The organism is Cryobacterium sp. N22 (assembly GCF_002929555.1).
Taxonomy (GTDB): Bacteria; Actinomycetota; Actinomycetes; order Actinomycetales; family Microbacteriaceae; genus Cryobacterium.
In genome coordinates this window covers 92979-114195 of the sequence record NZ_PJJP01000039.1, presented here as the reverse complement: position 1 = coordinate 114195, position 21217 = coordinate 92979, and the positions used below count along the sequence as shown (strand labels likewise).

The window sequence follows — 21217 nt, the reverse complement described above, 5'->3', positions numbered from 1 at the left end:
ACGTCCCCTATTCACCTGAGTAGACTAAAAAGGTCACTTACAGTGCAGCCGACGGGAGAAATCCCGGTGCTGCCACACAATGAGGAGATACGAGCTATGGCCGAATACACCCTGCCTGAACTGGCTTACGACTACTCTGCGCTCGCGCCGAGTATCAGCGGCACCATCATGGAACTCCACCATGGCAAGCACCACCAGGCGTACGTGACCGGCGCCAACACCGCCATCGCCCAGCTTGCGGAGGCTCGCGACTCAGGCAGTCTCGTGTACGTCAACAAGCTCGAGAAGGACCTCGCGTTCAACCTCGGCGGTCACGTCAACCACTCGATCTTCTGGACCAACATGTCGCCGAACGGTGGCGACAAGCCGGTCGGCGAACTCGCCAGCGCGATCGACGACTTCTTCGGTTCCTTCGACAAGTTCCAGGCGCACTTCGCGGCCACCGCGATGGGCGTGCAGGGCTCCGGCTGGTCCGTGCTGGCCTGGGACTCCATCGGGCAGCGCCTGATCATCCAGCAGTTCTTCGACCAGCAGGCCAACTTCGCGGCCGGCACGGTGCCGATCCTCATGCTCGATGTCTGGGAGCACGCCTACTACCTCGACTACCAGAATGTGCGGGCGGACTACGTCAAGGCGTTCTGGAACATCGTCGACTGGGAGAACGTTCAGGCGCGATTCGTCGCCGCCCGTGAGAAGACCAGCGGACTCCTGCTGCTCTCCTAGCGTCTCCCCACTCACACCTTCAGTTCTTTTCTTTCCCACCACCCGGCGCCACACGCGTCATCAATAACAGGAGCTATTTTGTCTGTAAAGATTGGCATTAACGGATTTGGCCGCATTGGCCGCAACTACCTGCGCGCCGCACTGGCCCAGGGCAGCGACATCGAAATCGTCGCCGTGAACGACCTCACCGACACCAAGACCCTGGCGCACCTCCTCAAATACGACTCCATCACGGGCCGTCTGGACGCCACCGTCTCCGTCGAGGGCGACTCCATCCTCGTCAACGGCAAGCCGATCAAGGTTCTCGCCGAGCGCGACCCGGCCAACCTCCCCTGGGGCGCCCTGGGCGTCGACATCGTGATCGAGTCGACCGGTCGCTTCACCAAGGCCGACGATGCGCGCAAGCACATCACCGCCGGTGCCAAGAAGGTCATCGTCTCCGCTCCCGCCACCGGCGACGTTGCGACGATCGTCATGGGCGTCAACGAGGAGACCTACGACTCCGCGAAGTTCGACATCATCTCGAACGCATCCTGCACCACGAACTGCCTCGCACCGCTCGCCAAGGTCTTCAACGACAACTTCGGCATCAAGAGTGGCCTGATGACCACCATCCACGCGTACACCGCAGACCAGAACCTGCAGGATGGCCCGCACAGCGACCTGCGTCGCGCCCGCGCCGCCGCCGTCAACATCATCCCGACCTCGACCGGTGCCGCCAAGGCCCTGGGCATCGTCCTCCCGGAGCTCGCCGGCAAGCTTGACGGCTTCGCCCTGCGCGTACCCGTGCCCACCGGTTCCATCACCGACCTGACCGTCATCGCCGAGAAGCCGGTCACCGTCGAAGCCATCAAGGCCGCGTACAAGGCAGCAGCAGAGGGCCCCCTCAAGGGCATCCTGATGTACACCGAGGACGAGATCGTCTCCAGCGACATCGTGACCGACCCGCACTCCTCGATCTTCGACGCCGGCCTGCTGCGCGTCCTGGGCGACCAGGTCAAGCTGTCCTCCTGGTACGACAACGAGTGGGGCTACTCCAACCGCATGGTTGACCTCACCGAGTTCGTCGCCGAGCGTCTCTAACTAGGGGACACGCAGTGACGCTTCGCACTATCGAATCGCTGGGATCGCTCCACGGCAAGCGCGTCATCGTTCGGTGTGATCTGAACGTTCCGTTGAAGGACGGTCAGATCACCGACGATGGCCGTGTGCGGGCGTCCCTGCCCACCCTCAAGGCTCTGGTCGAGCAGGGTGCCCGTCTGGTGATCGTTTCTCACCTCGGGCGCCCTGACGGCCAGGTCAACCCCAAGTACAGCCTGGCGCCCGTTGCGGCGCGCCTGGCCGAACTGATCGGTTCCCCGGTGGCGTTCGCCACCGACACCGTCGGCGAATCCGCCCAGGCCGCGGTCGCGGCTCTGGCAGACGGTGACATCGTCGTGCTGGAGAACCTGCGCTTCAACGCGGGCGAGACCAGCAAGGTCGAAGCCGAGCGGGTGGCCTTCGCCACCGAGCTCTCGGCCCTCGGCGACGCCCTGGTCTCCGACGGCTTCGGCGTCGTCCACCGCAAGCAGGCCAGTGTCTTCGACCTGGCCCAGATCCTGCCGAGCGCGGCCGGCCTGCTCATCGCGGCAGAGCTCGACGTGCTCGACCGCCTCACCGAGAAGCCCGAGGCGCCGTACACGGTGATCCTCGGCGGCTCGAAGGTGTCGGACAAGCTCGGGGTCATCGGCCACCTGCTGCCGCGGGTGAACTCCCTCCTGATCGGCGGCGGCATGCTGTTCACCTTCCTCGCGGCCCAGGGCCACAAGGTCGGCGCCAGCCTGCTCGAGGTCGACCAGATCGAGACCGTTCGCGGTTACCTCGCCGAGGCCGACCGTCTCGGCGTGAAGATCGTCCTGCCGACCGACGTCGTCGTCGCCTCCAAGTTCGGAGCCGACGCCGAGTACGTCACGACGCCGGCCGACCAGATCGAGGACACCCCGTTCGGCGCTGCCGGACTGGGCCTGGACATCGGACCGGACACCGCAGCCGCATTCGCTGCGATCATCCGGGTGTCGAAGACAGTGTTCTGGAACGGCCCGATGGGCGTTTTCGAACTGGCACCATTCGCCGACGGCACCCGCACGGTTGCCGCCGCACTCACCGAGGTCAATGGGCTCAGCGTCGTCGGCGGAGGAGACTCCGCCGCTGCCGTGCGCATCCTCGGTTTCAATGATGACCAGTTCGGTCATATTTCTACCGGCGGTGGCGCCAGCCTCGAGTTCCTCGAGGGTAAGCGACTGCCAGGACTGGAGGTCCTCGGATGGCAGTAAGCACGCGTGTTCCCCTGATTGCAGGAAACTGGAAGATGAACCTGGACCACCTCCAGGCCATCGCCTTCGTGCAGAAGCTGGCGTGGAGCCTCAAGGACGCCGGACACGACTTCACCTCGACCGAGGTCGCCGTGTTCCCGCCCTTCACCGACCTGCGCAGCGTGCAGACCCTGGTGACCGCGGACAAGCTGCCCCTGGCCTACGGCGGCCAGGACGTCTCCACGCAGGAGTCCGGCGCGTACACCGGCGAGATCTCGGCTGCCTTCCTGGCCGCGCTCGAATGCCAGTACGTGCTGATCGGCCACTCTGAGCGACGCACCCTGCACAACGAGACCGACGATGTCGTCGCCGCCAAGGTGACCGCCGCGTTGAAGCACAACCTGGTTCCCATCATCTGCGTCGGCGAAACCGCCGCAGACCTGGAACTACACGGTCCCAGCGCCGTCCCGGTCGCTCAGCTCAAGGCCGCGCTGGCCGGAGTCGACAACGCCGCGGACATCGTCGTGGCGTACGAGCCGGTCTGGGCCATCGGCTCCGGCCAGGCGGCGACGCCCGACCAGGCCGAACAGGTTGCGGCGCAGCTGCGCCTGACCCTGGCCGAGGTTCTCGGCCAGGATGTCGCCGACAAGACCCGGATCCTCTACGGTGGTTCGGTCAAGGGCGTCAACATCGCCGGTTTCATGAAGGAACCGAACGTTGACGGAGCACTGGTGGGAGGCGCGAGCCTGGACATCACCGAGTTCTCCAGCATCGTCCGCTTCCAGAAGCACGTCGGACTGTAACGAGTGCCCGTCGTACCCCTTGCGGGGGGTGCGGCGGGTTTCGTTTGCCGTCAGGCTATAATTGCCAGTGGTCTTGGTGGAGCTCTAGCGCCCATCGTTTTGTGAAAGGTTTCGCGTGGAGATTCTCCAGGTTGTATTGCAGGTTTTGCTCGGCATCACGAGCCTCCTGCTCACCATGCTCATTTTGCTCCACAAGGGGCGCGGTGGGGGTCTATCCGACATGTTCGGCGGTGGGGTCACCTCGAACCTCGGCGCCTCGGGCGTTGCGGAACGTAACCTCAACCGCATCACCATCATCCTGGCCGTACTGTGGATTTCCTGCATCGTCGTGCTGGGCCTGATCACCAAATTCGATACCGGCGCCTAGCGGCGTCGGAGGGTCGCGGCACCACACCCGCGACACACAATGCATCCGGTCACCCACGGCGCGACCGGATGCGTAGCAGGACAACCCGAACAAGCCGAACAGTTTTTATAGCGGAGGAACACAATGGCATCTGGTGGAAGCGCAATTCGCGGCTCGCGAGTCGGAGCCGGCCCCATGGGCGAGCAGGACCGTGGTTTCCACGCCGATCGCATCCGCGTGTCCTACTGGGACGCTCTCGGCAATGAGACCGTTCGGTACTTCGCGGCGAACCTGCCGGACGAGGAGATCCCCGACACCATCGATTGCCCGTCGTCAGGTCTCCCCGCCGGTCGCGACAAGGAGAACCCGCCGTCGGTGGTCAAGCTGGAACCGTACAAGACGCACCTCGCGTACGTGAAGGAACGCCGCACGGAAGAGGAAGCGGAGTCGCTCCTGGAAGAGGCCCTGCAGCAGCTGCGGGTGCGTCGGGGCAAGCTCAGCGCCACCAACTAACAGCCACAAGAAAAGCGCATCGGTTCCGAGGAACCGATGCGCTTTTTGGTGTCTGCGGGGGCCTAGTGCGGCTGGGCGATCAGGTTCTCCGGAACCTCCGCCGCGGCCTCGCCGTCGACGAAGAAATCGGTGTAGTGCCGACCACGGATGCCGGCGACGGGCACCTCGTCACGACTCGCGCCGGCCAGGGCCAGGCCCAGCGCCGACGCCTTGTCGGTGCCGGAGACGACGAGCCAGATGCGCTCTGAGGAGTTGATCACCCAGCGGGTGAGACTCAACCGCTCCGACGGGGGCTTGGGCGAATTCAGCACCGCGATCACCGTGAGGTCATTCTCCCGAATGCCCTGCATGTGCGGGAAGAGCGACGCGATGTGGCCGTCGGGGCCGACACCGAGGAACGTGACGTCGAACTGTGGCACCAGGGAATCCGGTGCGGCCTTGCTCGCTAGTTCGGCCGCGTAACGATCGGCGGCGGCATCAAGGTCCAGGCCCTCATCCGAGGCCGGGAACGAGTGCACGTTCGCCGCGGGGATGTCGATGTGGTCCAGCAGCGCCGCGCGAGCCTGCACCTCGTTGCGGTCGGCGTGCGCGCGCGGAACCCAGCGCTCATCGCCCCACCAGAAGTCGATCTTGGCCCAGTCCACGCTGTCACGGTCGGGGGAGGCGTTGATCGCCTCCAGCACACCGGTGCCGACGGTCCCACCGGTCAAGATCACGTGGGCGTGCCCCTGCTCGTGCAGGATGTCGGCCATCTTGGTGATGAACCGGGCGGCGACCGAGGCGATCAGGGCCGACTTGTCGTCGTGTACGAGCACGCGCCTGTCGTGTGTCATGAGTGGTCTCCGGTCGATGTGGTGGGACCTGCCAGTTGGGGCAGGCCGCAGGTGATGACCTCGCCGTACAGCTCGTCGGGATCCAGGCGGCGCAGTTCGTCGCTCAGGCAGTCCCGCAGGCTGCGGCGCTTGAGGGTCAGGTCCTGCACGGGCTGGCCCGACTGGGTGAGCGTGGCAATGCCGGGAACCTCGCGTTCGAGCGAGATGACCCCGGACGCCCGGGTGAGGTGCACGCCGTGGATGCCGTTCGCGTGCTGGCCCGAGGTGAGCTCGTAGTCAACCGGGACCTGCAGCTGCAGCTGCAACCAGGCCGCGAGGAGGGTGGTGGAGGGGGAGTCCAGCGCGCCACTGACGGACACGGCGGTGATGGGCTCGTAGGGCGGTTGGTCCAACACCGCGGCAAGCTGAGCGCGCCACAGGGTCAAACGCGTCCACGCGAAGTCGGTGTCACCGGGGCGGTAGGTGGAACAGATACGCGTCAGAGCGGCCTGCGGGTCCGGCTGAGCCGACGCGTCGGTGATCCGCCGGTAGGCGATACGTCCCAACGGGGACTCTGCGGGCACCGCAGGGGCCTCGCCGGGCCACCAGGCCACGACGGGGGCGTCCGGCAGCAACAGCCCGGTCACGAGGCTCTCCGGGTCGCTGGCGGCGTCACCGTAGGCGCGCAGCACGATGACCTCGCTCGCGCCGGCGTCCCCGCCGACCCGAATCTCGGCATCCACGCGGGGCTCGTGCGCTATGGCTCCCTCTGCCTGGGTGGAGAGCACGATGACACGCATCGGGTGCTCCCGTGAGGCATCGTTCGCGGCCTCGATGGCGTTCTCCTCGTTGCCGAGCTCGGCAGCGATGATGAGGGTGAGCACCCGGCCGAGGGCGACAGCGCCGCCTTCCTCCCGGATGCGCACGAGTGCCTTGGAGATTTTGGCCGTGGTGGTGTCGGGCAGATCGACGATCATGGGCGTCTCCAGTTCCGGCCGTCTCGTGACAGCAGTTCGTCGGCTGATGCGGGCCCCCAGGTTCCGGGTCGGTATTGTTCCGGCTGTCCCTGGGTGGTCCAGAATTCCTCGATCGGGTCGAGAATCTTCCACGATAGCTCGACCTCCTCGTGGCGGGGGAAGAGCGGCGGGTCGCCCAGCAGCACGTCCAGGATCAGACGTTCGTAGGCCTCGGGGCTGGCCTCGGTGAACGCGTGGCCGTAGCCGAAGTCCATGGTCACGTCGCGCACCTGCATGCCGACACCGGGAACCTTCGACCCGAACCGGATGGTGACACCCTCGTCGGGCTGGACCCTGATGACCAGGGCGTTCTCGCCCAGTGCGGCCGTCTGGCTCTTCTCGAAGAGATACTGCGGTGCGCGCTTGAAGACAACGGCGATCTCGGTGACCCGGCGGCCGAGGCGTTTGCCGGCGCGGAGATAGAACGGCACGCCGGACCACCGACGGGTGTCGATCTCCAGGCGCAGGGCCGCGTAGGTTTCGGTCAGCGACTCCGGGTTCATGCCGTCTTCCTCGAGGAAGCCGAGGATCTTCTCCCCGCCCTGCCAACCGCCGGCGTACTGGCCACGGGCGGTACCCGTTGCCAGGTCTTCCGGCAGGCGCACGGAGGCGAGGACCTTTTCCTTCTCGGTGCGCAGGTCGGCCGCGTCGAAGGAGATGGGCTCCTCCATCGCGGTGAGCGCCAGAAGCTGCAGCAGGTGGTTCTGGATGACGTCGCGGGCGGCGCCGATACCGTCGTAGTACCCGGCCCGACCGCCGACGCCGATGTCCTCGGCCATGGTGATCTGCACGTGATCGACGTAGTTGGCGTTCCAGATGGGTTCGTACAACTGGTTCGCGAAGCGCAGCGCCAGAATGTTCTGCACCGTCTCCTTGCCCAGGTAGTGGTCGATGCGGAACACCGAATCGGCCGGGAAGACCGACTCGACGACGTCGTTGAGTTCGCGTGCCGTCTTGAGGTCGCTGCCGAACGGCTTCTCGATGACGACACGTCGCCACTGGCCGTTCTTCTGCTCCGCCAGACCGGACCGCCGCAGCTGCTCGGTCACCTGGGGGAACGCCTTCGGCGGAATCGACAGGTAGAACGCATGGTTGCCCATGGTTCCACGCTCGCGGTCGAGCTCCTCGATGGTTTCCTTGAGGAGCTCGAACGCGGCGTCGTCGTCGAAGGTGCCCGGCACGAAGCGGATGCCCTCGGCCAACTGGGCCCAGACATCCTCGTGGAACTCGGTGCGTGCGTACTCCTTGACGGAGTCGTGCACCACCTGCATGAAGTCCTGGTTGTCCCAGTCCCGCCGGGCGAACCCGACGAGGGCGAACCCGGGTGGCAGGAGCCCCCGGTTGGCCAGGTCATAGACAGCGGGCATGAGTTTCTTCCGCGACAGGTCTCCGGTTACGCCGAAGATGACGAGGCTGGAGGGCCCCGCGATCCGGTTCAGGCGATAGTCAGAGGGTGAACGCAACGGATTGAACTCCGGGGTGATTTCCACCGGGGACATGCGGCTCCTTAGAGGATTGAAGCGGTACGGCGCGAAGACGGACTTAGCGGAGCGCGTTGAACAGAGTGCTGATGTTCGCGGCCGGGTCGGTCAGGGTGAGGGTGAGCACGGGGCGACCCTTGTCGGCGAGGACGCTGGCGTCACCGCCGGCCTGAGCCTGGATGAGCTCGCCGAAGGTGAACGGACGGTCCGGGATATCGAGGTCCTCAGCGGGGGTGCTGAGGATCTGCAGGAACACGCCGGTGGGAGTGCCACCCTTGTGGAACTGGCCGGTGGAGTGCAGGAACCGGGGTCCCCAGCCGAACGTGACCGGGCGCTTGGACAGCGTCGCGAGCAGTCCGCGCAGCTCGGCGAGCTGGGGGAGCGCCAGACGGTCCACATACGCCTGCACGGCAACGTACCCGTCGGGGCCGAGCTCCTCGAGCAGCGCGTCGACGGCGCTGGCCAGGTCGCTGGCGGCACCGATCACGTGCGGCGTGCCACGAACCTCGATGCCGTCCGAGATGAACGCGGCGGGTTCGGGCTCCGGGCGGGAGTCCAGGAGGCCGCGGGTCGCGATCTTGGCGGACTCGACGTCGGGCTGGTCGAACGGGTTGATCCCGAGCAGCCGGCCGGCGATGACCGTCGCGTACTCCCAGACCAGGAACTGTGCGCCGAGGGTTCCGCTGACGCGGATCTCGTCGGCACCGTCGTGGTCGGCGAAGACCTCGTCACCGGCATCCGCCACGACGCGCACGATCTGCACGTCGGGCAGTGCCGCGGTGAGCTCGGGGGCGTCAAGGTCGAGCACGACGGGCAGGATGCCGGTGCCGATCTTGCCGGTCGACTCGGCGATGAGCTGTTCGGCCCAGTCGGCGAAACCCACGATGTGGGTGCCGTCGGAGACGATGGCCAGCTTGTCCCGGCGGGGAGTGGTCGACGCGATGGCCGCACCGAGGATGAGCCCCGGGTTGTCCACGGAGTCGACGGCCAGGGCCAGCGAGACCGCTTCGGCCTCGTCGAGTAGCTGTCCGATGTCGACGCCGGCCAGACCCGACGGCACGAGGCCGAACGCGGTCAGCGCCGAGAAGCGCCCACCGACGGTCGGGTCGGCGTTGAAGACGCGGTACCCGGCCTCGGTCGCGGACGCCTCGAGAGGCGAACCGGGATCGGTGACCACGATGATGCGATCAACGGGGTCGATGCCGAGGTCCCGGAACGCGCGTTCGAAGACGCGGCGCTGGCTGTCGGTCTCGACGGTGCCGCCCGACTTGGACGACACCACGAGGGCGGTCGACTCCAGACGGTCGTTCAGGGCTGCGAGCACCTGGCCGGGGTCGGTCGTGTCGAGGACGGTCAGGTCCACGCCGCTGGTGAGCGTGATGACCTCTGGCGCGAGCGACGAACCGCCCATGCCGGCCAGCGCGATGTGGCTGACGCCCTTGGCGTGCAGTTCCTCGCGCAGGGCGAGGATCTCGGCGACGAGGGGACGGGACGACACGACGGACTCGGTCCAACCGAGTCGCTTGCCGGCTTCCTCCTCGGCCTCTGGACCCCACAGGGCGGGGTCCAGCGACGTGATTCCGGAGGCGACGAGGTCGGCCACGAGGGTCGGCACCACGGTGCGGACGGCCTCAGCGGCCGCACCGCTCACCGAGATGTGGAAGCTCACTTAGCGGCCTTGAGCGCCGCCGTGACGGTGTCCAGGAGTTCGTTCCAAGAGATGATGAACTTCGAGACGCCTTCCTCTTCGAGGACGCGGGTCACGTCGTCGTAGGAGACACCCTGCGCGGCGATCGCGTCGAGCACGGCGTTGGCGGCATCGTAGGAGCCGGTGACGGCGCCTTCGACGATGACGCCGTGGTCGAAGGTGGCCTCGAGGGTCTTCTCCGGCATGGTGTTGACAACCTCGGGGGCGACCAGTTCGGTCACGTACAGGGTGTCGGGCAGGTCGGCCGACTTGACGCCGGTGGAGGCCCAGAGCGGACGCTGCTTGTTGGCGCCGGCCGCGAGGAGCCCGGAGGCACGCTCGGTCGTGAAGGACTGCTCGAAGACCTGGTAGGCCAGCTGGGCGTTGGCGACGCCGGCCTTGCTCTGCAGGGCCAGCGCCTCATCGGTGCCGACGGCCGCGAGGCGCTTGTCGATCTCGGTGTCGACACGCGACACGAAGAAGGACGCAACGGAGTGGATCGTCGACAGGTCGATGCCGGCCGCCTTGGCCTTCTCCAGGCCGCTGAGGTAGGCGTTGATGACAGCGCGGTACCGCTCGAGGCTGAAGATCAGGGTGACGTTGACGCTGATGCCCAGGGCAATGGTCTCGGTGATCGCCTCGAGGCCTTCGATGGTCGCGGGGATCTTGATCATCGCGTTGGGGCGGTTGACCTTGTTCCAGAGCTGCTGAGCCTGGGCGAGGGTCTTCTCGGCGTCGTGGGCGAAGCCGGGCTCGACCTCGATCGAGACGCGGCCGTCGAAACCCTTGCTGGCGTCGTAGATCGGGCGGAAGATGTCGCAGGCTGCGGCGACGTCATCCGTGGTGATCTCGAACACGGCGTCGGTGACGGTGGTGCCGGCGGCGGCCAGGGTGGCCACCTGGGAGGCGTACGCCTCGCCCTTGCTCAGCGCGCCGGCGAAGATCGTCGGGTTGGTGGTGACGCCGACGACGTTCTTCTCTTCGATGAGCGTCTTCAGTCCGCCGGACTGGATGCGCTGGCGGGACAGGTCATCGAGCCAGATGCTGACGCCGGCGGCCGAGAGTGCGGCGGTGGGGGTTGTTTCAGTCATGAAAATCAAATCTCCTTGAATGCTGCGCTAGTAGGTGTCGCGCTCAGAGCGCGGCGAGGGATTCTTTGGCGGCGGCCACAACGGCTTCTGTCGTGATGCCGAATTCGCGGAACAGGGTCTTGTAGTCGGCCGAGGCACCGAAGTGCTCGATCGAGACGCTGCGGCCGCGGTCGCCGACGTACTTGTTCCAGGTCAACGCGATTCCGGCCTCAACCGATACCCGGGCGGTGATCGCCTTGGGCAGAACGGACTCGCGGTACTCGGCGGACTGCTCCTCGAACCACTCCAGGCTCGGCACAGAGACGACGCGGGCGTTGATGCCGTCCGCCTTCAGCGTCTCGCGGGCGGCCACGGCGAGCTGTACCTCGGAGCCGGTCGCGATCAGGATGACGTCCGGGGTGCCGTTCGGTGCTTCGGCGAGCACGTAGGCGCCCTTGGCGACGTTCTTGGCCGAGGCGAAGGTCTCGCCGGTCGCGTCGCCGTCTCCACGCTCGAACACCGGGATGTTCTGGCGGGTCAGGACGATCCCGGCCGGGCCGTTGCGACGCTCGAGGATCGTCTTCCAGGCCCAGGACACCTCGTTGGCGTCGCCGGGGCGCACCACGTCGAGTCCGGGGATGGCGCGGAGCGACGCAAGCTGTTCGATCGGCTGGTGGGTGGGGCCGTCCTCGCCGAGGGCGACGGAGTCGTGCGTCCAGACGAAGATCGACGGTGCCTTCATGAGCGCGGCCAACCGCACCGCGGGGCGCATGTAGTCGCTGAAGATCAGGAACGTGCCACCGAACGGGCGGGTGTTGCCGTGCAGCACGATGCCGTTGAGGATGGCGGCCATCGCGTGCTCGCGGATGCCGAAGTGCAGGACGCGGCCGTACTTGTTACCGGTCCATTCACCCGTGGAGTGCTCGCTGGGGATGAAGGAGGCGGAGTTACTGATGGTGGTGTTGTTCGACTCGGCGAGGTCGGCGGAGCCGCCCCACAGTTCCGGGATGACCGGGCCGAGCGCGTTGAGCACCTTGCCGGACGACGCACGGGTGGAGACCTCGGTGCCGGCCTCGAAGACGGGCAGGGCCGCCTCGACGCCGTCGGGCAGGTCGCCGGAGAGGATGCGGTCGAGCAGGATCTTGCGCTCGGGGTTCGCTGCGGCCCACGCGTCGAAACGCACGTTCCACTCCGCGTGCTGCTCGGCGCCACGGTCGAGGGCCTTGCGGGTGTGCGCGATGACCTCGTCGGATACCTCGAAGGACTTCTCGGGGTCGAAGCCGAGGATTTCCTTCACGCCGGCGAGTTCCTCGGCGCCGAGGGCGGAGCCGTGGATCTTGCCGGTGTTCTGCTTCTTCGGGCTCGGCCAGCCGATGATGGTCTTGAGGATGATCAGCGACGGCTTGTCGGTGACGGCCTTGGCCGCCTCGATGGCGTCGTTGAGGGCGGCGACGTCTTCGACGTACTCGCCGGTCTGCTTCCAGTCCACCGTCTGCACGTGCCAGTGGTACGCGTCGTAGCGGGCCGCGACATCCTCGGTGAAGGCGATGTTGGTGTCGTCCTCGATCGAGATCTGGTTGGAGTCGTAGATCGCGATGAGGTTGCCGAGCTGCTGGTGTCCGGCGAGCGAGGACGCCTCGGAGGTGATGCCCTCCTGCAGGTCGCCGTCGCCGGCGATGACGTAGACGAACTGGTCGAACGGGCTGGTGCCGACAGCGGCCTCGGGATCGAACAGGCCGCGTTCGAAGCGCGCGGCGTACGCGAAGCCCACGGCGGAGGCGAGTCCCTGGCCGAGCGGGCCCGTGGTGATCTCGACGCCGTCGGTGTGGCCGTATTCGGGGTGGCCGGGGGTCTTGGAGCCCCAGGTGCGCAGGGCCTTGAGGTCGTCGAGCTCGAGGCCGTAGCCGCCGAGGTACAACTGCACGTACTGGGTGAGTGAGCTGTGGCCAACCGAGAGGACGAACCGGTCACGGCCGATCCACTCGTTGTCAGCGGGATCGCGACGCATCACCTTCTGGAACAGCAGGTACGCCGCCGGAGCAAGGCTCATGGCGGTACCCGGGTGGCCGTTCCCGACCTTTTCCACGGCATCGGCCGCGAGGATGCGGGCGGTGTCAACTGCCCTGTTGTCGATGGAATCCCACTGCAATGCTGCCACGTGAACTGACCCTTCTGAATCCGTCAAAGGCGGCACGTGTTTATCCCGCGCCGCTGGAGAGTGTTTGCCCGCCGACGTCGTTATCGGCATCGAGGTGCGCCGGAGAGTGCCCGTATCAGGTGGCTCACGGATGCATGCACCTCAGATTGGCGAGCGTTTCAAGTATACGGACCCCGGCTTGTTGACGTTGTTTCGCGAGTATTGCGGCGGTGTCGCACACGCGAGCCGGGAGTGAGAGGCGGCGAAATGATCTAGAATTGCGGCAATATGCGAAGCGCACGAGAAGCACCCGAGATGGCCGAGAACCCCCGCGAACAGGGGGTGACGGATCGTAACGAACGGATCCGGAACACCATCCGTGCGTACGTTTCGCTGACCAAGCCGCGTGTCGTCGAATTGTTACTCGTGGTGACGGCCCCGACGATGATCCTGGCAACCGGGGGCATCCCGGACCTGTGGCTGGTACTCGCCACGCTCATCGGCGGTGCGCTCAGTGCCGGCTCGGCCGGCGCATTCAACTGCTACCTCGACCGTGACATCGACCGCCTGATGAACCGCACCCAGGGTCGGCCGCTGGTCACCGGGGAACTCACCGACCGGCAGGCCCTGGTGTTCGCGTGGGTTCTGGGCGGCATCTCGATCGCCTGGCTGGCCCTGTTCACCAACTGGGTCGCCGCAGCGCTGTCGCTGGGCGCCATCCTGCTCTACGTCGTCTTCTACACGATGATCCTCAAGCGCCGCACCGCGCAGAACATCGTCTGGGGCGGTGTCGCCGGCTGCATGCCCGTGCTGATCGGCTGGGCCGCCGTGACCGGTGACCTGTCCTGGCCGCCGTTCATCCTGTTCATGATCATTTTCCTCTGGACCCCGCCGCACTACTGGCCGCTGTCGATGAAGTACCGCGACGACTACCAGGCCGCCGGCGTGCCCATGTTGTCAGTGGTGCGTGGACGCGCGCAGGTGGGCCTTCAGGTCATCCTCTACGCCTGGGCCACGGTGGCGTGTTCGCTGCTACTGGTGCCCATCGCCGGCATGGGGCTGGTCTACACCCTGGTCGCGGTCGGCTCCGGCGCCTGGTTCATCTACGAGACCCACCGCCTCTACAACCTCGCCATCCGCCACGAGCACGTGTCGCCGATGCGGGTGTTCCACGGTTCGATCGCGTACCTCACCCTGGTCTTCGTCGCCGTGGGTGTCGACCCGCTGCTGCCCTTCTAGCCGGACCCAGCGCCGAGCCGGGCCCCGTGCTCTCTCGCTCGGTGCCCGCCTGCCGCGAAAGCGGTGATGTGGCTGCTTCGAGCACGCTGAGGTGACCGTTTCACCGCTCTCGCGGAATGGGGCTACCGCGAAAGCGGTGATGTGGCTGCTTCGAGCGCGCTGAGGTGACCGTTTCACCGCTCTCGCGAGGGTGCTTGAGCGCAGGGGAGCGGGTGAGCGGCGCGGGTCAGCGGGCGAGGGACTCCGCGGGAGCTTGCGGCGCCGGGGGAGCGTCCGACATCACGGGCTGCTTGAGGTTCAGGATCAGGGCGGTCATCGCCGAAGCGAGCACGCAGGCCAGCACCATGTGGATGCCCACGAGCAGGGCCGGCAGGCCCAGGTTCGCCTGGATGAGGCCGACCGCGGTCTGCGCGAGTTCGACCGCGAGGAGCAGCACAACCCACCGGCGCACCGGTAGGCGCCGGGTGACGGCCCAGACGACGAGGACGAGGGTCAGGACCACGGTCACGTAGGCGGGCCAGCTGTGGATGTGCTGCAGCAGCTCCGAGTCCAGCCCGTTGCGGGGCGCGTCCGCGTCGCCGGCGTGCGGACCGGAGCCGGTGGTGAGGATGCCGACGGCGATGGTGACCGCCACGGCGACGCTGGTGAGGTGGGTCACGATCAGGAAGCCCAGCGGCACGACCCGCTCGCGCGGCCCTGGCGCCGTGTACAGCCTGTACACGAACGCCGTGCAGAGGCCGACCAGGCCGACGGAGATCACGAAGTGGATGCCGACGACATACGGGTTCAACTGGGTCAGCACGCTGACGCCGCCGATCACGGCCTGCGCCGGGATGCCCAAACCGGCCAGCAGGGTCAGGGTGAACAGGTCTGGCCGGCTGCGACGCATCCGCAGCACCGCAACGAACGCGGCGATCGCCACCAGGCCGAGCAGGACACCGAGCAGACGGTTGCCGAACTCGATGACGCCGTGGATGCCCATCTCCGGCGTGTTCACGATCGAGTCGGCCGTGCACTTGGGCCAGGTGGGGCAGCCCAGGCCGGAGCTGGTGAGGCGGACGAGGCCTCCCGTGCCGACCAGGAAAATCTGAGCGGCGAGGTAAACCCAGCCGAGCACCCTCAAGCGACGGTCCACTTGGGTGGGCAACCATTGGATAATCCGGTTCACGGGTTCTGCTCCCTGCTGGTGCGCGCGTATGTGAATACGCCGGGCGCACTACTAATGCGATCACTAGCCTGTAGAATTAGGTGTTTCACGGGCTCCGTGTGCGCGACGTTCATTCGTACAACGCGACACGACCGGCCCTGTTCATCTTAGGTACGCAACGTAGCCATCCACACAACTCACGCGCGCACCGGGCGTGCACGTCCGACCAAACGGTCGGGCGACGCACCCGGCTCGGGAATGACCGGACTGATATCCGGGTTGATGTGGGTAGGAGAAGAGGTAAAGATGTCTGACGTATTGCTGAACCGACCCGAGCTTGACGGGCTGGGGGTCTACGAATTCGGCTGGTCCGATTCCGACGCCGCCGGCGCCTCCGCCCGCCGCGGTATCTCGCCCGAGGTTGTCACCGACATTTCGAACCTCAAGAAGGAACCGGCCTGGATGCTCGAACGCCGGCTGAAGGCCCTGGCGCTCTTCGAGCGCAAGCCGATGCCGACCTGGGGAGCAGACCTCTCCGAGATCGACTTCGACAACATCAAGTACTTTGTGCGGTCCACCGAGAAGCAGGCCCAGACCTGGGAAGACCTGCCCGACGACATCAAGAACACCTACGAGAAGCTCGGCATCCCCGAGGCTGAGCGCATGCGCCTGGTTTCCGGCGTCGCCGCGCAGTACGAGTCCGAGGTGGTCTACCACCAGATCAACGAGGAACTCGAAGCTCAGGGCGTCATCTTCATGGACACCGACACGGCGCTCAAGGAGCACCCGGAGTTCTTCGAGGAGTACTTCGGCAGTGTCATCCCGTCCGGCGACAACAAGTTCGCCGCACTGAACACCTCCGTGTGGTCCGGCGGCTCGTTCGTCTACGTGCCGCCCGGCGTGCACGTGGAGATCCCCTTGCAGGCCTACTTCCGGATCAACACCGAGAACATGGGCCAGTTCGAGCGCACGCTGATCATCGCCGACGAGGGCAGCTACGTGCACTACATCGAAGGCTGCACCGCACCGATCTACAAGTCGGACTCGCTGCACTCCGCCGTGGTGGAGATCATCGTGAAGAAGAACGCCCGCGTGCGTTACACGACGATCCAGAACTGGTCGAACAACGTCTACAACCTGGTCACCAAGCGCGCCACGGCCGCCGAGGGCGCCACCATGGAGTGGATCGACGGCAACATCGGCTCCAAGGTCACCATGAAGTACCCGTCGATCTACCTGATGGGGGAGCACGCCAAGGGCGAGACCCTGTCCGTGGCCTTCGCCGGCCCCGGCCAGCACCAGGATGCCGGCGCCAAGATGATCCACATGGCCCCGTACACCCAGTCCTCGATCGTCTCCAAGTCGATCGCCCGCGGTGGCGGCCGCGCCGGCTACCGCGGCGAGGTACGAGTGGATGCCACGGCGCACCACTCCGCCAACACCGTGCGCTGCGACGCCCTGCTGGTGGACACCCAGTCGCGCTCGGACACCTACCCGGCCATCGACATCCGGGTCGACGACGTACAGCTCGGCCACGAGGCCACCGTCTCGCGGGTCAGCGAAGAGCAGCTCTTCTACCTGATGAGCCGCGGCATGCCCGAAGACGAAGCCATGGCCATGATCGTGCGCGGCTTCATCGAACCGATCGCCAGGGAGCTCCCGATGGAGTACGCCCTCGAACTCAACAAGCTCATTGAAATGGGCATGGAAGGATCCGTCGGCTAAATGTCCGCCGCCTCGACTTCAACAGCACCCACGTCCTCACCAACCTCGTCAGAGGCTCTGCCCACCGCGGAACAGCACGGCATCAAGGAGCACTCGGACGGACGCTTCGGCTTCGTCCCCGTGCAAACCAGATCCGCCCGGTTCAAGAGCTTCGACGTCGCCGACTTCCCCGCCGTCACCGGCAGGGAAGCGGTCTGGAAGCTCTCACCCGTCGCGAAGTTCACCGACCTCACCGGCGGAGAACTCGACGGCTCCGCCTATGACATCGACACCGCGTCGCACGCCGAGGTCGACGTCTCCTGGGTCGAGCGCTCTGATGCCCGCATCGGCACCGCCGGCGCACCGGAAGAGCGCGCCGCCGCGAACGCCTGGAGCAGCTTCGAGACGGCCCTGGCCATCACCGTCAGCGGCGAGGAAGCCAAGGAGATCACTCTCACCCGGGCGAACCTCGGCTCCGCACCCCGGGCCGCGCACACCATCATCGAGGCCCGGCCGTTCAGCCAGGCCGTCGTGATCCTGCAGAACACCGGCGACGCCCGGCTCTCCGAGAACGTCGAGATCATCGTGGGCGAATCCGCGAACCTCACCGTCGTGACGGTTCAGGAATGGAACGCCGACGCCGTACAGCTGGCGAATCACTTCGCCACGATCGGCCGCGACGCCCGCCTCAAGCACGTCGTCGTCTCCCTCGGCGGCGGTATCGTGCGGGTCAACCCGTCGGTGCACCTCGCCGGTCAGGGCAGCGACACCGAGCTGTTCGGCCTGTACTTCGCCGACGCCGGCCAGCACCTCGAGCAGCAGGTGTACGTCAACCACGACGCGCCGAACAGCCGCAGCCGGGTCACCTACAAGGGTGCCCTGCAGGGCGCCGGCGCCCGCACCGTCTGGATCGGCGACGTGCTGATCGGCCGCACCGCACCGGGAACCGACAGCTACGAGCAGAACCGCAACCTGGTCCTCACCGAGGGCACCAGGGCCGACTCCATCCCCAACCTGGAGATCGAGACCGGCGACATCCTGGGTGCCGGCCACGCCAGCGCCACGGGTCGCTTCGACGACGAGCAGCTGTTTTACCTGCAGTCCCGCGGCATCGGTGAAATCGAAGCACGACGCCTCGTCGTACGCGGCTTCCTCAGCGAAATCGTGCAGCACATTGGATCGAAGCCGCTCGAGGAACGCCTGCAGGGCGCCATCGAAGACGAGCTCCGCGGAACAGAAGGCAACTGAACATGGCGTCCACCAAGATTTGTGCGCTCGACGAGCTCGAACCCAACGAGGCCATCAAGGTTGAGATCGGCGGCGTGAACATCGCCGTCGTCCGCGACTCCCACGGCGCCGTCTTCGCCATCGGCGACACCTGCACCCACGGTGACATCTCGCTGTCGGAGGGTTTCGTCGAGGGCGACACGCTCGAGTGCTGGGCGCACGGCTCGAAGTTCTCCCTCCGCACCGGGCGTCCCCTGACCCTGCCGGCCTACGAGCCCGTTCCCGTCTACCAGGTCGACCTGATCGACGGCGACGTGTTCATCGATCCTCTGGTCACCATCGCCGTTTGATGCGCCCCGCCGCATCCGGCCCCACACACTGAAGCCCGCACCACGCGGACAACGAAAGAGATACTGAAAAATGTCTGTTCTTGAGATCAAAGACCTGCACGTCAGCGTCGAGACCGACCAGGGCACCAAGCAGATCCTGCGCGGCGTCGACCTCACCATCAACGAGGGCGAAATCCACGCGATCATGGGGCCGAACGGTTCCGGCAAGTCCACCCTGGCCTACACAATCGCCGGCCACCCCAAGTACCACGTCGACAGCGGTTCAATCCTGCTCGACGGCGCCGAGGTGCTGACCATGACGGTCGACGAACGCGCCCGTGCGGGCCTCTTCCTGGCCATGCAGTACCCGGTCGAGATTCCGGGCGTCACGGTGACCAACTTCCTCCGCACAGCCAAGACCGCCATCGATGGCGAAGCACCGGCGATCCGCACCTGGATCAAGGATGTCCGCGAGTCGATGGCCAAGCTGCGCATGGACAAGAGCTTCGCCGAGCGCAACGTCAACGAGGGCTTCTCCGGCGGCGAGAAGAAGCGCAACGAGATCCTGCAGCTGGAACTGCTCAAGCCCAAGTTCGCCGTTCTCGACGAGACCGACTCCGGCCTCGACGTCGACGCCCTGAAGATCGTGTCGGAGGGCGTGAACCGCGCCAAGGAGAACACCGGCCTCGGTCTGCTCCTGATCACGCACTACACGCGCATCCTGCGCTACATCAAGCCCGACTTCGTGCACGTGTTCGTTGACGGACGGATCGCGGAGCAGGGTGGCCCCGAGCTCGCCGACCGCCTGGAAGATGAAGGTTACGATCGCTTCCTCACCGAGACGCCCGTAGGCTAGAGCCATGGTTTCGACACTCACCCCGGCGCGCTTCGACGAGATCGAAGAGGCCCTCAAGGACGTCATGGACCCGGAACTCGGCATCAATGTCGTGGACCTCGGTCTCATCTACGACCTCGGCTGGGACGATGAGAACGATGCGCTCATCATCCACATGACTCTCACCTCGGCCGGCTGCCCGCTCACCGATGTGCTCGAAGAACAGACCGCCGAGGCGCTGGACGGCGTCGTCGACCAGTTCCGCATCAACTGGGTGTGGATGCCGCCGTGGGGTCCCGAGAAGATCACCGACGACGGCCGCGACATGATGCGAGCCCTGGGCTTCGCGATCTGACCGTCACCAGCACCTGCACCACCTGTCCCGCGCCGGGACGGATGCCATCGCATCCGTCACCCGGCGCGGTTCTGCGTTAACCGGCTCGTCACGGAACACCCTTCAGCAGCACGATCCGCCACGAACCGCGACGCTCCGGCTATTTTGGGGGCACCCCGAGGCGAAGGAGAGCAGCATGAGCACAGTAGTCATGTACAGCACGGTGTCGGTGGACGGCTTCATCGCGGACGAGAATGACCAGCCCGGAGCACTGTTCGACTGGTTGACCAGCGGTGACGTGCCGTTGGACGAGAGCGGCCAGTTGACGGTGTCGCAGGCGTCCTACGACTACACGCGGCAGTACTGGGACCAGATCGGGGCGACCGTCGTCGGCCGCCACGTCTTCGACATGACGGACGGCTGGGACGGGACGCCGCCGGCCGGCATCGACCACGTGGTCGTCGTGACGCACCGGCCAGCGCCCGAGGGCTGGGACCCCGAGGCGCCGTTTCACTTCGTCTCCGGCGTCGAGGCAGCCGTGGCCAAGGCACGTGAGCTTGCGGGGGACCGCATGGTCGAGATTGCCGCTGGCGACGTCGGTGGCCAGGTGCTTGCCGCGGGCCTGATCGACGAGGTGCGCATGGACGTCGTACCCGTCGTGTTCGGGTCCGGCAAGCGCTACTTCGGGTCGGTCAACGCGCAGCACCTGTTGGAGGATCCTGACGTGGTGATCCAGGGCAACCGGGTGCTTCACCTGCGCTTTCGGGTGCGCCGTCGACCCTGACAAGCCTGTGGAACCGGATGTCAGTCATTAGAGGGGTATTCTATTGTCATGGACAAGCCCCGCACCCGCAGTCAGATCCGCCGAGATATGCAGACGGCGGGCACCCGGGGGGACATCGTCGAGGCCGCCGCCGACCTGATGCGGGAGAACGGCTACGCGGGCACGTCGATCGCCGCCATCGCCGAGCGCGGTGGCGTGGCCGTCCAAACCATCTACAACACCGTCGGTTCGAAGGTGGATGTTCTCGCCGCGGTACTCGCGGCGGCCAACACCGCGTCGCGGGCCACCGGACTCTCCGTGGCCGAGCTCGCCGCCGGCATCAGCGAGGCCGCGACACCGGCCGTTGCCGTCGGCGGCCTGGCGGGCTGGATCGCGGCAGACAACGAGCGGGCGGCGCCCCTGTACCGCGTGGTGAACGAGGCCGCCGGAACCGACCCTGAAATCCGTGAGCTCGAAGTCACCATGGCCGCCCGGAGTCTGCACGCCTATGCCGAGGCCGTCGGCGCCCTCCGGGCGCAGTTGGGCCTGCGGCCCGGGCTGAGCGACCACGAAGCGGCGACGTCGATCTGGGCTCTCGGCCATCCCCAGGTGTTTCACACTCTGGTGGTCGGGCTCGGCTGGTCCAGGGAGACCTACACGGCCTGGCTGCGATCCGCGCTGCCGGGAGTGCTGCCGACCGGGCGGTTGCCGGCCCGGTAAACCGCCTTCGGCCGGGTCGGTTCCGGCACTTCGGCTCAGA

Annotated in this window: 21 protein-coding genes; 14 read left to right on the top strand and 7 right to left on the bottom strand. The window is 66.3% G+C overall.

From position 1 onward, the window contains the following. The first annotated feature begins 96 nt into the window (after nucleotides 1–96). The 6 genes from CXY76_RS15965 to CXY76_RS15940 all read left to right on the top strand — a co-directional run bounded on the left by CXY76_RS15965 (nucleotide 97) and on the right by CXY76_RS15940 (nucleotide 4676). Nucleotides 97–723, top strand: a complete 627-nt coding sequence (locus CXY76_RS15965; protein WP_104166282.1) for a superoxide dismutase — start codon at nucleotides 97–99, stop codon at nucleotides 721–723. A gap of 78 nt (nucleotides 724–801) precedes the next feature. Next, nucleotides 802–1806, top strand: a complete 1005-nt coding sequence (gene gap, locus CXY76_RS15960) for a type I glyceraldehyde-3-phosphate dehydrogenase (RefSeq protein ID WP_104166280.1) — start codon at nucleotides 802–804, stop codon at nucleotides 1804–1806. Between the two features lie 14 nt (nucleotides 1807–1820). Beyond that, entirely contained in the window at nucleotides 1821–3035 is a 1215-nt protein-coding gene (gene pgk / locus CXY76_RS15955) for a phosphoglycerate kinase (RefSeq protein ID WP_104166278.1), read from the top strand. Next, a complete protein-coding gene (tpiA, locus tag CXY76_RS15950; RefSeq protein WP_104166276.1) occupies nucleotides 3026–3817 on the top strand; it encodes a triose-phosphate isomerase in 792 nt (263 codons plus the stop codon). Before pgk ends, tpiA begins: the two co-directional genes overlap by 10 nt. Nucleotides 3818–3932: 115 nt before the next feature. Further along, on the top strand, nucleotides 3933–4184 hold the full coding sequence (secG, locus tag CXY76_RS15945) for a preprotein translocase subunit SecG (RefSeq protein ID WP_066595498.1): 252 nt from the start codon (nucleotides 3933–3935) through the stop codon (nucleotides 4182–4184). Between the two features lie 123 nt (nucleotides 4185–4307). Further along, entirely contained in the window at nucleotides 4308–4676 is a 369-nt protein-coding gene (locus tag CXY76_RS15940) for an RNA polymerase-binding protein RbpA (protein ID WP_066595496.1), read from the top strand. A gap of 62 nt (nucleotides 4677–4738) precedes the next feature. On the opposite strand, the gene pgl is transcribed toward CXY76_RS15940, so the two are convergent. The 6 genes from pgl to tkt are packed head-to-tail and all read right to left on the bottom strand — an operon-like array spanning nucleotide 4739 to nucleotide 12900. Beyond that, on the bottom strand, nucleotides 4739–5509 hold the full coding sequence (gene pgl / locus CXY76_RS15935; protein ID WP_104166274.1) for a 6-phosphogluconolactonase: 771 nt from the start codon (nucleotides 5507–5509) through the stop codon (nucleotides 4739–4741). Then, nucleotides 5506–6465 carry a glucose-6-phosphate dehydrogenase assembly protein OpcA gene (locus tag CXY76_RS15930; RefSeq protein ID WP_104166272.1) on the bottom strand — a complete coding sequence of 320 codons (960 nt, stop codon included), beginning with the start codon at nucleotides 6463–6465 and terminating at the stop codon, nucleotides 5506–5508. Before CXY76_RS15930 ends, pgl begins: the two co-directional genes overlap by 4 nt. Then, nucleotides 6462–8003 (bottom strand): glucose-6-phosphate dehydrogenase, encoded by a 1542-nt coding sequence (zwf, locus tag CXY76_RS15925; protein WP_088456243.1) that lies wholly within the window; start codon nucleotides 8001–8003, stop codon nucleotides 6462–6464. Before zwf ends, CXY76_RS15930 begins: the two co-directional genes overlap by 4 nt. A gap of 43 nt (nucleotides 8004–8046) precedes the next feature. Beyond that, nucleotides 8047–9654: a glucose-6-phosphate isomerase gene (locus CXY76_RS15920; RefSeq protein ID WP_104166270.1), complete on the bottom strand. Its 1608-nt coding sequence runs from the start codon at nucleotides 9652–9654 to the stop codon at nucleotides 8047–8049. After that, complete coding sequence (gene tal, locus CXY76_RS15915) at nucleotides 9651–10763, bottom strand: transaldolase (protein ID WP_104166268.1); 1113 nt, start codon at nucleotides 10761–10763, stop codon at nucleotides 9651–9653. Before tal ends, CXY76_RS15920 begins: the two co-directional genes overlap by 4 nt. 43 nt (nucleotides 10764–10806) lie before the next feature. After that, on the bottom strand, nucleotides 10807–12900 hold the full coding sequence (tkt, locus tag CXY76_RS15910) for a transketolase (RefSeq protein ID WP_104166266.1): 2094 nt from the start codon (nucleotides 12898–12900) through the stop codon (nucleotides 10807–10809). A gap of 294 nt (nucleotides 12901–13194) precedes the next feature. Between tkt and CXY76_RS15905 the strand changes: the two genes are divergently transcribed. Further along, entirely contained in the window at nucleotides 13195–14118 is a 924-nt protein-coding gene (locus CXY76_RS15905) for a heme o synthase (RefSeq protein ID WP_233200058.1), read from the top strand. 226 nt (nucleotides 14119–14344) lie between these two features. Here CXY76_RS15905 and CXY76_RS15900 read toward each other — a convergent pair whose 3' ends face one another. Further along, a complete protein-coding gene (locus CXY76_RS15900; RefSeq protein WP_104166262.1) occupies nucleotides 14345–15286 on the bottom strand; it encodes a heme A synthase in 942 nt (313 codons plus the stop codon). A gap of 285 nt (nucleotides 15287–15571) precedes the next feature. Here CXY76_RS15900 and sufB point away from each other — a divergent pair, with 285 nt between their 5' ends. The 7 genes from sufB (at nucleotide 15572) to CXY76_RS15865 (ending at nucleotide 21177) form a co-directional block, all read left to right on the top strand. Next, a complete protein-coding gene (gene sufB, locus CXY76_RS15895) occupies nucleotides 15572–16990 on the top strand; it encodes a Fe-S cluster assembly protein SufB (RefSeq protein WP_104166259.1) in 1419 nt (472 codons plus the stop codon). After that, on the top strand, nucleotides 16991–18217 hold the full coding sequence (gene sufD / locus CXY76_RS15890; protein WP_104166257.1) for a Fe-S cluster assembly protein SufD: 1227 nt from the start codon (nucleotides 16991–16993) through the stop codon (nucleotides 18215–18217). A 2-nt stretch (nucleotides 18218–18219) separates the two neighbouring features. Beyond that, nucleotides 18220–18546: a non-heme iron oxygenase ferredoxin subunit gene (locus tag CXY76_RS15885; protein ID WP_104166255.1), complete on the top strand. Its 327-nt coding sequence runs from the start codon at nucleotides 18220–18222 to the stop codon at nucleotides 18544–18546. 70 nt (nucleotides 18547–18616) lie between these two features. Beyond that, entirely contained in the window at nucleotides 18617–19381 is a 765-nt protein-coding gene (gene sufC, locus CXY76_RS15880; protein WP_104166253.1) for a Fe-S cluster assembly ATPase SufC, read from the top strand. Nucleotides 19382–19385: 4 nt separating this feature from the next. Continuing rightward, nucleotides 19386–19715, top strand: coding sequence for a metal-sulfur cluster assembly factor (locus CXY76_RS15875; protein ID WP_104166251.1), 330 nt, complete (start codon nucleotides 19386–19388; stop codon nucleotides 19713–19715). 175 nt (nucleotides 19716–19890) lie between these two features. Then, a complete protein-coding gene (locus CXY76_RS15870; protein WP_104166248.1) occupies nucleotides 19891–20478 on the top strand; it encodes a dihydrofolate reductase family protein in 588 nt (195 codons plus the stop codon). 48 nt (nucleotides 20479–20526) lie between these two features. Continuing rightward, entirely contained in the window at nucleotides 20527–21177 is a 651-nt protein-coding gene (locus tag CXY76_RS15865) for a TetR/AcrR family transcriptional regulator (RefSeq protein WP_104166246.1), read from the top strand. The last annotated feature ends 40 nt before the right edge of the window (nucleotides 21178–21217 follow it).